Origin of the sequence: Streptomyces sp. NPDC007162, assembly GCF_040634175.1 — a bacterium.
Lineage (GTDB): Bacteria > Actinomycetota > Actinomycetes > Streptomycetales > Streptomycetaceae > Streptomyces.
Map to the genome: position 1 here is coordinate 1 of NZ_JBEYFC010000345.1, position 9,924 is coordinate 9,924.

The following is a 9,924-nucleotide window of genomic DNA, read 5'->3' on the forward strand; positions in this document are numbered from 1 at the left end:
GAGCACGGCGGCATCATCCGCCACGGCGCCAAGCTCCTGTACGCGTACTGCAACGCGACGGTGCCGCGGATCTCGCTGGTGCTGCGCAAGGCCTACGGCGGCGCCTACATCGTGATGGACTCCCGCTCGGTGGGCGCGGACCTGGCGTTCGCCTGGCCGACCAACGAGATCGCGGTGATGGGCGCGGAGGGCGCCGCCAACGTGATCTTCCGTCGTGACATCGCCGCCGCCGACGACCCCGAGGCCAAGCGCGCCGACATGGTGCGGCACTACAAGGACGAGCTGATGCACCCCTACTACGCCGCCGAACGCGGCCTGGTCGACGACGTCATCGACCCCGCCGCGACCCGCGAGGTCCTCATCCGCTCCCTGCGGATGCTCCGCACCAAGCACGCCGACCTCCCCGCCCGCAAGCACGGCAACCCACCCCAGTAGGCGCCCGATCCCCGACCTGCGAACATAGACTCAGTGCCCGAACACCGAAAGGCAGCGATGACCTCCGCCACCGTGCCCATGGTCCAGATCGTCAAGGGCGAGCCCACCGACGACGAACTCGCCGCACTCACCGTCGTGCTCATGGCCCGCGCGGCCGCGGGCGGCCCCGGTTCCCCACCCCGTTTCGCTCACGGCGACCGGCGTCCCCGGGCCGGCTGGCGCCGCCTGGAGCGCGTCACCGGTTACCGCAACCCCGTCAGCTGGCGCTGACCGTGGAAACGCACCAGCCGCAGCGCGCCACGGACAAGGGCGGCGCGCGCGAGTCGTTCACCCCGGACGGGATGCCCGCCCGGGAGTTCTACGGCCTTCTCACCGCCCTCGTCGTGCCCCGGCCGATCGCATGGGTGTCGACGACCGGGCGTGACGGGGTCGACAACCTGGCGCCGCACTCGTTCTTCACCGTCGCGTCCGTGGAGCCGCCCGTCGTGCAGTTCACCTCCGTCGGGCGCAAGGACACCTTGCGCAACGTCGAGGAGACCGGCGAGTTCGTCGTCAACCTGGCGTCGGAGAAGGACTTCGAGACGATCAACGCCACCGGCACGGACTTCCCGCGCGGCATCAGCGAGTTCGAGGCCCTCGGCATCCGGCGAGAGCCCAGCGTTTCGGTCGGACCGCCCCGGGTGGCGGGGTCACCGGCCGCGCTGGAGTGCCGGTTGCACAGCACCCTGCGGATCGGTGACTCCACCCTCGTCTTCGGCCACGTGCTGCACGTCGCCGTCCACCGGGAGATGCTCGTCGACGGACACCCGGACATCGGCCTGCTGCGGCCGCTGGCGCGGCTCGGCAGGGACGAGTGGGCCACGCTGGGTGCCGTGCACGAGATCAAGCGGGTCCGTTACGCCGACAGACCCGGTCCGGCTCGCTGAGAGCCGGTTCGGTACGGCCGTCGCGCCGAGCCCGGCAGACCGGCTCGGATCACCAGGTGTGCGCCACGTCCACCACGAGATGGCCGGCCGTCTGGAAGACCCGGAACGGCAGCCGGGCCCGGACACCCAGCCCGGCCTGGGTGTAGCCCTCGGACCCACCCGTGACCTTGAACTCCCGGAAGGTCCGGTAGCCGGTGACGTCGACGGCCGGAAGCGCCGGGTAGGGCTGTCCGGTCGCCGGGTCGTAGCGCGAGGAGAACAGCGAGATCTCCAGGATGGCGCCGCCCTTGATCGGAACCACGGCGTCGGACGGGTCCTGGTGCAGGACGTCGACGTAGCGGACGCGGTACCCGATCGGGTCGGCCCCCGTGCCCGCGCCGTCGAACACCAGCCGGTCGAAGCACGCGTGCTGCCCGGCCCGCACGTCGACCAGCCGCGTGTTGGTGACCGAGTCACCGCTCTTGTCCAGACTCCCCCACGTCACGGCACAGTCCACAGCCGCAGGCGCGGCCACCGCCGACCCCGCACCGGCCAACATCCCACCGCCCGCCAGCATCATCGCGGCCAGTGCCGTACCTATTCGTCGCCGTCGCATGACTACCCCCCGGTAGCTCGCGTAGGTGTGTTGTGCCTGTTCAGACCGGCGGCTTCCCGAAAGGTTGTACGCCGCGAAGCGGCCCATTTGCGCACTACTCGTCCGGCACCCGGTCACCCGTCCGCGCCCACTCTCCGACGGAGGTCCTCCGGAAGGGGGTATGGGCGCTCAGGCGGCAGCCGGCGCAACGCCTCATCAGTCTTGCCGTCGAGTACGGCGGCTCTGACCGACCTTGCCTCATCGGTGACGTCCGTCATGTTCACGATCCAGTTGTCCACATAACGGTCCACGGCTTCACCGGACAGACCGATCTGAATGGCTCGCCATGGCTGTGGTTCCAGATGGATCGACCGGTCCGGATCCCACTGCACACGCACCGGACATTCGGCAACCTCTGCCCGCCACTGAGCCCGGTCCTCGTGCACACCAGGCTGGAAATGACTGAGGGCGGCGTGTGCCAGCGCCCATTCCAGACCGGCGCGGTCCAGTTCGATCCGCAGAATCCTTTCCTGGTTCGGCTTCCGAGCCCAGCCTGAGCGATACATCATCCACAGGAACGAGGGTTTGATCCACGTCATGCGGTCGCGCTTGAACGGGGCGACGAACGTCCCGGCGCGCAAGGCCGGTTCCGCGATTTCCTGTGGGTACGCCTGGTACACCGCGACCGTGGAGTCGGCGTATTCCGCCCGCACGATCCGCCTCTGCCCCACCTCCGTCACCGGCCACGCACCTCGGACACCCACGTACTCGCCTTGTGCACTTCCGGTCCCTCGACGCCTGTGGCACCGGCCGTGTACAGCAGCCACAGCAGCTCAAGGGAGCCGAAGAACGATTCTCCCCAGCTGTCGACCCAGACACGGAGCCGCGACGGCCCCACCCGGACGATGTCCCAGAACTCCCAACCGCGAGAATCCTCGTCCGGGTCGAACCGGTAGATCCAGTTCTGCAAGGACCAAGGGCCTCCACCGCTACGGTCCCCGTATGCGGTGCGGCCGTGCCGGACGAACTCCTCTGCCGGCGCCTCGCCGTCCCGGACGGAGGCCGTCGTGAACCAGTCGGGGAACCCGTCCGTCGGCAGGTCCTCATCGTCGAATTCCGCCGTGCAGGCCAGGTGGAGGGCGGCCGACAGGACATGACGGACGCGTAGCTCGTACGCCTCGGACGTCCCCTCGAAGACATCGACGGTGAAAGCGGCCAGAACCGGTGGAGCCGACTCGATCGCGGGACGCTGCCGAACACGGTCCAGTTCGGCAGCGACACTCTCCTCGCTGTGGATCATCACACGATCCTATCCTTCCTGTTCGACACGTCCTGAGCCCTTGACGATGTTGTCGCGGAGTTCGTTGAGGAGCTTGGCCGGGATTCCGTAGAGATCCTTCCCCTTGGTCGGATCGGAGATTTCCGGGTACTCCTGGAGCAGGCCTTTCCATTCCGTACGGGTGAAGGCGTCACCGTCAGGATGGTCGTCCTTGTTCTGCGGCAGGGCCGATTCACGGACCTTGCGCAGATAGTCTTCCGAGATCTTGAAGGAGACGATCTGACCGCCGTCACCCCGGTATTCCAGCGTGTGCCTGATGTCGCCGCTCATGTTCAGATAGAGCTTGCCCTTACCGGTGATCGTCACCTCGCCGTTCTCACCGATGTGAATCCGCTGACTCAGTGGATGGTCGGTCTGTTTGCGGTAGACCGAGATCAGGTCCTCGCCGCACTCCTCGAGACCGAGTGGATCGGTCCTGGTGTACGGGTTGTGGACGTAGGTGTTGGGGTTGGGGGCGGGGGTGAGACCGAGGGGGTCGGGGGTGAGGTAGCGGGCGGTCTCGGGGTCGTAGTGGCGGAAGTAGTTGTAGTGGAGGCCGGTTTCGGGGTCGTCGTACTGCCCGGGGAAGCGGAGGGGGGTGTAGGCGGTGGCGTCGCTGCTCCAGGTGGTGGCGCCCCAGAGGGTGCTGCGGGCGCGCCAGGCGATGTCCCCCTGTTCGTCGACGAGTTCGCGGGGAGAGCCCACGAGGTCCGTGACGATCGCGAAGAAGCGGGAGTCGATCTCCTGTTGAGGCGCATCGGCCGCGGTGATGCGTTCGGTCTGGGCGACGGGTTTGAGTCCCTGGTGGTCCCAGGTGAGGGTGACGGGGTTCGGGAAGTCGACGGACTGCGCGGTCTGTTCGCAGAGGGTTGCGCCGTCCCACGTGAAGTCGACGCGCTCCACGACGGTTTCGCCGTCGGCTGCGATGCGGAGTTTGGCGGTGCGGCGGCCCAGGGGGTCGTAGGTGTAGCGCCATTGCGTGCCGTCGGGGGTGATGACCTGGGTGAGGCGGTCTTCCGCGTCCCACTGGTAGTGCCAGGTGTCGGGTTTGCGGGACAGACGGGCCTTCTGGCGCAGGGTGATGCGGCCGAGGGCGTCATGTTCGTAGCGGACGTTGCCCGCACGGGTGATCCGGGTGCCGGTGTAGGTGCGGGCGCCCGTGGCTTCGTGGCCGGGGTGTTGATCGGGCCACGTGCCGTGCGTTTGGTTGCCGGCGTTGTCGTAGGCGTAGGTCTCGGTCCAGTTGTGGGCGTGGACTGCGGTGACCCGGCCGGTCTGGTCGACGTCGAAGTGCCGGGTGCCGTCGAGCTGATCGTCGATGGCGGTCAGACAGCCGTCAGGGCGGTAGGTATAGACGCGGTGTTGCAGCGTGCGGCCGTCCGCGCGGGTCACCGACTGGGTGGTCAGGCGGCCCAGGGCGTCGAACCCGTGTTCCAGGGTGACCGCCTCGCCGATGCGACGCGCCAGCTCCCGGCCTGCTGCGTCGTAGGTGAAGTCGATGCTGCGGCCGGAGACCTGTATCCCTGTGGGGCGGCCCGTGGCGTCGTAGGACCAGGTGGTGGTGGCGCCGGCGGGAGTGGTGCGGCTGGTCCGGCGGCCCAGGATGTCGTAGGTGTAGGTCTGGGTGCGCCCGTCGACGGTCTCCGAGCTCAGGCGTCCGTCGCGGTCGTTGAGCAGAATGAGGGTCGTGCCGTCCGGACCGGTGGCCCGGGAAAGCTGATCGGTCAGGTCGTAGGCGTAGGTGGTCTCCTGGCCCGCGACGTCCTTGAGGATGGTCCGGCCCAGTTCGTCACGTTCGAAGCGGATCGTCTCACCGAGCACGTTGGTGCGGCTGGTGAGCTGGCCCGCGGCATCGTAGGTGTAGGTCAGCGTGCGGCCGTCGAAATCTGTCTCCGTGACCAGCCGTCCGGCGGGGTCGTATGCGTACGTCCAGGTCAGACCCTGAGGGTTGGTGACCTCGGTCAGACGCAGCTCGGTGTCGTAGGCGAAGGTGTACCGGACACCGTCCGGGCCGGTACGTGCCGACAACCGGTCGAAGTACGTGTACTCGAAGCGGGAGACGGCCCCCGTGGCGTCGGTGTGGCCGGTGCGGTTTCCCTCGGCGTCGTAGGTCCACGACTCGGTGGTGCCGTCCGCGGCGGTGCGGCGAACCGGCTTCCCTTCGATGGTCCACTCCAGACGCGTCACGTTGCCGAGCGGGTCGGTGAGGGTGACCGGGCGGCCGAACGCGTCCAGGGCGTATCGGGTCGAGGCTCCGCACGGGTCGGTGACGTGTTCGGCAACTCCGGCGGCGTCGGACTGGATGCGGGTGGTGGCGCCGAGTGCGTCGGTGACGCTGGTGAGGCGCCCGGCCCGGTCGAAGGCGGACTTCTTCACGGCTCCCGACGGAGCTGTGGCAGAGGTCAGATTTCCGCGCTCGTCGTATGCACAGTCCCACTGCCTGCCGTCCGTGCTGACGACGGTCACCGGCAGCCCGAGTGCACCGTAGGCGATGTGAGCCGTCCGGCCGTCCGGCCGGCTGGCGGAAACGATCCGTCCGCTGTCGTCACGGTCGTAGCGGATGGTGCGGCCCAGCGGGTCCGTCACCGAGACGAGTTGGAGGTCCTCGTCCCACTCCTGGCAGGTGGAGTTGCCGAGCGGGTCCGTTTCCCGGATCAGGCGCAGCGCCGCGTTGTGCTCATAGGTACGGACGTGGCCGAGGGAGTCGCTGACGCGGGTCGTGCGTGACTCCTCGTCGTACGCGAGGGTGGAGGCCAGGGCACCTCCGGTGCCGCCGGTCGCCGTGACCCGGCCTCGGTCGTCGTACCGGTACCAGTAGGTCGTGTCGTTGCGATCGGTCCAGGAGGTGATACGGCCTTCCGGGTCGTAGGTATAGCGCAGTGGCAGGCCCGAGGAGTTGATCTCCTCCATGAGCCGGCCGTGTTCCCCGTAGCGGAAGGTGACCAGGGTGGTGCCCGGCCGGTCCGGGTGGGCGGGGTCGGTCAGGCGCAGGCCGGTGATACGGGACCGGGCGGGGTCATGGTCGAGAACGACGCGGTAGCCGCCGGAGTGAACGACGGCTCCGGGGATGTCGCCCGTCTTGTACTCGATGGTGACGCGGTTGCCGTTGCGGTCCCGGATGTACTGCAACGGCAGGTCGACGGCTGTGTCGTCGGCCGCGGGCACAGGGCTGTGGAAGACGTGGTCCAGGCCGGTGTCGGGGTCGTGGACGCGGATACCGCCGTCGACCTCGGTGTCCCAGGACAGCAGCAGGCGTGAGCCGGGAGTGTCCGGTCGCACGGGTTCGCCGCTGTCGGGGGCAGGGACCGGGAAGCACAGACGTGCGCCGTCCGCGGTCGCGTAGACGAAACCCTCTTCGTCCGCCTGGACACGCTGGTCGAGGGTGGACGCCCAACTGGGACCGAACCAGCCGCCATGGCGGTAGGACGATATGTGCGTGCGCTCCAGGACCAACGGCAACACCCCTGGAAGGAGGACGTCGGTGCGGGGCACGGCCATGTCGCCGGTGGCCACGTCGATCGGGTCCCGCACGAACTTCTTGACCAGGGTGCGGATCGAGGCGGGCAGCTTGTCGAAGCCAGGGTTCAGTTTCAGCCGTTCGAACGCGGCGCAGTCCATCCCCATCGACTTGCTGAGCCTGGCAAGCGCCGCGGGCCCCAGCGCCTTCAGCCCCTTCCCCAGCGCCTTGCCGAGCATCCCGAACCCGACGCCCATCACCGCGCCCTCGGTGAGGATGCCTGCCAATTTCTCCGGGTCCCTGAACGCGCCCGGGTCCTCCAGCAGTGTGGTGAACGCGGAGAAGGCGGCGCCCTGCTTGGCCAGCTTGGCGACCTCGGCGACGGCACGGATCTCCTTGAGCGCTTTCAGCGCCCGCTCCACCCCCCGGACGACCTCCATGATCCCGCGCACGGCGGTACCGAGGGCGGTGCCCTCCTCCTCGATCCGCGCGACGAGCGCCACCACCTTCAGCGCCCGCTCGCCCGCCATCAGGGTGGCGGCCACGTCCGAGGCGCCCGCGGTCAGCACCGACAGTGCCAGGCCCGCGATCTCGAACTCGGCTATCTCCGCGAGCATCACGCCGATCTCGGACAGCAGCTCGTGGGATGTGTCCGCGAAGTCGTCCAGGGCCTTGGCGCCCTCGCGCAGCGCGTGCGCCATCTCCGTGGCCTGCTTTCGGGCCGCCTTGGAACGCTTGTTGAACGCCTTGGCGGCCTTGCCCTCCCACTCCACGCCCCGCAGGGCACGCTCCGCGGCGCCGGCGGAGTCGTCCAGGCCGCCGGCCAGGTGCCGCCATTTCTTCGCGATCTCACGCACCCCGTCCGGATCCACCGCCGGATCCGAGATGCCCAGGAACTCAAGACCACTGGCGACCGAGTCGCCGAACATGTGGTTGAACTTGCTGACGTAGTGCAGGGGGTTGAGGTCCACCACGCCCGGTCAGCCCTTGTCGCCCTGGGCCGCGGCCGCGATCAGCACGTCCAGCAGATCGAAGGCGTCGGACACCTCGCCGATCAGCTTCGCCTCCGCCTCCCACTCCTCGTCCAGCTGCTCGGCCAGCCTGGCGAGCGTGGTCATGCCCTCGCGTATCTCGCCGGTGGCGCTCAGGAGTGACCCGAGAGCGCCCAGCGCGCCCAGATCATGGGACTGCGCCTGGAACTGCTGCAACGGCTTCGCCGTGTGCTGCCCCACCCCACGCAGCCCCGAAGCCGCTTTGTGCATCGACGCGGCTTCCTTCTTCAGGTCCGACATGCCACCCACCCCCGCACTTCACTCTGTGCACATGCCAACCCACGACACTAGGGAGAAGGGTTATGCGGAAGGTATGGGCCAGTCCAAGGAATGGCAAAGCCCGCCTGCTTGCGGTCGCAGCTCCTTCCCGGGCAGAGCCGCAGGAGCGACACGAAAGCGCCCTTTCAGTGGGTAGCGGCGGTGGCTGCCATCTGCTCGATGCACTTGAAGATGACCGAGTCCGTCCCCTGCTGCCAGGTCGTCCGTCCAGCTTCTTGCCGATGAATCGCGAGTTCAGCCGGTCGGCCAGAGCAAGCACCGTCTCCGCGTACTGCATGACCTGATCCACGTCATCCCGATGGGCCCGAGGACGGCAAGGTCGCTCAATACGGCTGCGCGACGGCGCAGGACAGCGGTTGGGCGAGGGCTGCGGTGAGGGCATCTTCCGCGAGGTCGGGACGGCCGAGCTGGAGATAGCAAGCCCCCGTTCCTCGGGGTGGCGGGAACCGTCGAAGCGGAGCCAGCCGCCGTTGTGGGAGTGGCCGTCGACGGAGTGCACCTTCTCGGCTTCGCCGAGGGCGCAGCCGTCGATGTCGCCCATGGCCGCGCACACCTGCAGATGCTGGCCGAAGGCTACGGCCAGCGCGTACGTCGTACGAGCTCTGGGCGGAATTTGCGGCACCTCTTTCAACGAATGCGGCGGCACGCCGGGGGCGCATCCCACCAGAATCCGTACTAGAATCTGTACAGAATCAAGACTCTATATGGGTACGGTGACAGCATGGAGATCCCCGAGGTCGTGACCGTCAGCGACGCCCGCGCCAGACTGTCGCGGATCCTGACCGACCTGTCGGAGTCCGGCGCGGATGCCGACCCGGTCCTGATCGGCGCCCACCGCAAGCCCCAGGGCGTCCTCCTGTCCGTCGAGGCCTTCGAGGCACTGAGCGGCCGAGCCGCACGGCGTGCAGCCGTCGCCTCGGCAACCGGCTCCATCGAGGCCGAGGGGCTCCACGCCTCCGAGGTATCCGACCGCGACACCGAGGCGTACGTGAAGGGCGACCTCGACGCGGACACCCTTGTCGCCCGCGCGATCGCCCGCCACGGACAGACTTCGGAGCGGCGGGCAGGGTGAACGATCCGTACGCCATGCCCAACGGCGTGCTGCGCAACAAGCTCGGCATCACCGACCATCAACTGTTAGCGGCAGCGGAGGCGGACATCACCCGGGCGCGCCTCGTCATGCTCGCCGAACGCCCCCTGCCCGGCGCGTACGACCTCGGCCATCTTCAGGCCTTCCATGCCGCGATCTTCGGCGACATCTATCCGTGGGCAGGCGAGTTACGCAGTGTGAATATCGCCAAGCGCACACCGTTCTGCCCGGCGAGAAACCTGGTGTCCTACGCCGGCGAGGTCTTCGGCCGTCTCGCCTCCTCCGGTCATCTGCGGGATCTCCCCCGGCAGGAATTCGTCATCCGGCTGGCCGAGCTGTACGGCGACATGAACGTCCTCCACCCGTTCCGCGAGGGCAACGGCCGCGCCCAGCGGGCGTTCCTGGCCCAGCTCAGCACCGATGCGGGATACGACCTGAACTGGTCGGGCTTGGACCCCCAGCGCAACGAGGACGCCTCGGTGAAGAGCTTCCTCGGTGACAACAACCTGTTGGAGCAGGTACTCGACGAGCTCATCACCACCACGGGATGACGCCTCTGTCTCCCGACCGGCAGGCGCGGCGCCTGTTGTCTGGCACGTGTCAGGCCGAAATGGAGTGCGCCGGTTCCCAGAAAGTCGGCGCACCGAGAGCGCCCTGCACGGTCTCCTCTGTCTGGTTGTCGCGGAGTTGCGCTTCGAACCGGTTGGCCGTTGTCTGCTGCTCGACTTCGGTTTCGGCCACCTTCGCATACTGCAGCGAACTCGACGGTGGCCACGTAGACCACGAGCCCATC

Annotated in this window: 11 protein-coding genes; 5 read left to right on the plus strand and 6 right to left on the minus strand. The window is 68.2% G+C overall.

The window, feature by feature from the left end; translation table 11 throughout:
- From ABZ646_RS31410 to ABZ646_RS31420, 3 genes are all read left to right on the plus strand, one after another.
- The coding region (locus tag ABZ646_RS31410) for a carboxyl transferase domain-containing protein (protein WP_360526269.1) at nucleotides 1–435 on the plus strand (435 nt) is incomplete at its 5' end.
- Nucleotides 436–468: 33 nt separating this feature from the next.
- The gene (locus ABZ646_RS31415) at nucleotides 469–705 is read left to right on the plus strand and encodes an acyl-CoA carboxylase subunit epsilon (protein ID WP_360526272.1); all 237 of its coding nucleotides are present in this window, start codon (nucleotides 469–471) and stop codon (nucleotides 703–705) included.
- Nucleotides 706–776: 71 nt separating this feature from the next.
- Nucleotides 777–1,361: a flavin reductase family protein gene (locus ABZ646_RS31420; RefSeq protein ID WP_360526295.1), complete on the plus strand. Its 585-nt coding sequence runs from the start codon at nucleotides 777–779 to the stop codon at nucleotides 1,359–1,361.
- A gap of 49 nt (nucleotides 1,362–1,410) precedes the next feature.
- Here ABZ646_RS31420 and ABZ646_RS31425 read toward each other — a convergent pair whose 3' ends face one another.
- From ABZ646_RS31425 to ABZ646_RS31445, 5 genes are all read right to left on the minus strand, one after another.
- Nucleotides 1,411–1,917, minus strand: coding sequence for a hypothetical protein (locus ABZ646_RS31425; RefSeq protein ID WP_360526298.1), 507 nt, complete (start codon nucleotides 1,915–1,917; stop codon nucleotides 1,411–1,413).
- 152 nt (nucleotides 1,918–2,069) lie between these two features.
- Nucleotides 2,070–2,675 carry a DUF4291 domain-containing protein gene (locus ABZ646_RS31430; RefSeq protein ID WP_360526275.1) on the minus strand — a complete coding sequence of 202 codons (606 nt, stop codon included), beginning with the start codon at nucleotides 2,673–2,675 and terminating at the stop codon, nucleotides 2,070–2,072.
- The gene (locus ABZ646_RS31435) at nucleotides 2,672–3,235 is read right to left on the minus strand and encodes a hypothetical protein (RefSeq protein WP_360526278.1); all 564 of its coding nucleotides are present in this window, start codon (nucleotides 3,233–3,235) and stop codon (nucleotides 2,672–2,674) included. The genes ABZ646_RS31430 and ABZ646_RS31435 overlap by 4 nt, the downstream gene beginning before the upstream one ends.
- Nucleotides 3,236–3,244: 9 nt before the next feature.
- Nucleotides 3,245–7,684 (minus strand): DUF6531 domain-containing protein, encoded by a 4,440-nt coding sequence (locus ABZ646_RS31440; RefSeq protein WP_360526281.1) that lies wholly within the window; start codon nucleotides 7,682–7,684, stop codon nucleotides 3,245–3,247.
- 6 nt (nucleotides 7,685–7,690) lie between these two features.
- Nucleotides 7,691–8,002 (minus strand): hypothetical protein, encoded by a 312-nt coding sequence (locus ABZ646_RS31445; protein ID WP_360526283.1) that lies wholly within the window; start codon nucleotides 8,000–8,002, stop codon nucleotides 7,691–7,693.
- A gap of 760 nt (nucleotides 8,003–8,762) precedes the next feature.
- Between ABZ646_RS31445 and ABZ646_RS31450 the strand changes: the two genes are divergently transcribed.
- On the plus strand, nucleotides 8,763–9,113 hold the full coding sequence (locus ABZ646_RS31450) for a type II toxin-antitoxin system Phd/YefM family antitoxin (protein WP_360526286.1): 351 nt from the start codon (nucleotides 8,763–8,765) through the stop codon (nucleotides 9,111–9,113).
- Complete coding sequence (locus tag ABZ646_RS31455) at nucleotides 9,110–9,682, plus strand: Fic family protein (RefSeq protein ID WP_360526289.1); 573 nt, start codon at nucleotides 9,110–9,112, stop codon at nucleotides 9,680–9,682. The genes ABZ646_RS31450 and ABZ646_RS31455 overlap by 4 nt, the downstream gene beginning before the upstream one ends.
- Before the next feature lie 49 nt (nucleotides 9,683–9,731).
- Here ABZ646_RS31455 and ABZ646_RS31460 read toward each other — a convergent pair.
- The coding region (locus tag ABZ646_RS31460) for a hypothetical protein (RefSeq protein WP_360526292.1) at nucleotides 9,732–9,924 on the minus strand (193 nt) is incomplete at its 5' end.

Coding starts and splice junctions, on each gene's coding strand:
- ABZ646_RS31420 (WP_360526295.1), top strand. CDS start 777: ATGCCCGCCCGGGAGTTCTACGGCCTTCTCACCGCCCTCGTCGTGCCC.
- ABZ646_RS31445 (WP_360526283.1), bottom strand. CDS start 8,002: ATGTCGGACCTGAAGAAGGAAGCCGCGTCGATGCACAAAGCGGCTTCG.
- ABZ646_RS31435 (WP_360526278.1), bottom strand. CDS start 3,235: ATGATCCACAGCGAGGAGAGTGTCGCTGCCGAACTGGACCGTGTTCGG.
- ABZ646_RS31425 (WP_360526298.1), bottom strand. CDS start 1,917: ATGCTGGCGGGCGGTGGGATGTTGGCCGGTGCGGGGTCGGCGGTGGCC.
- ABZ646_RS31450 (WP_360526286.1), top strand. CDS start 8,763: ATGGAGATCCCCGAGGTCGTGACCGTCAGCGACGCCCGCGCCAGACTG.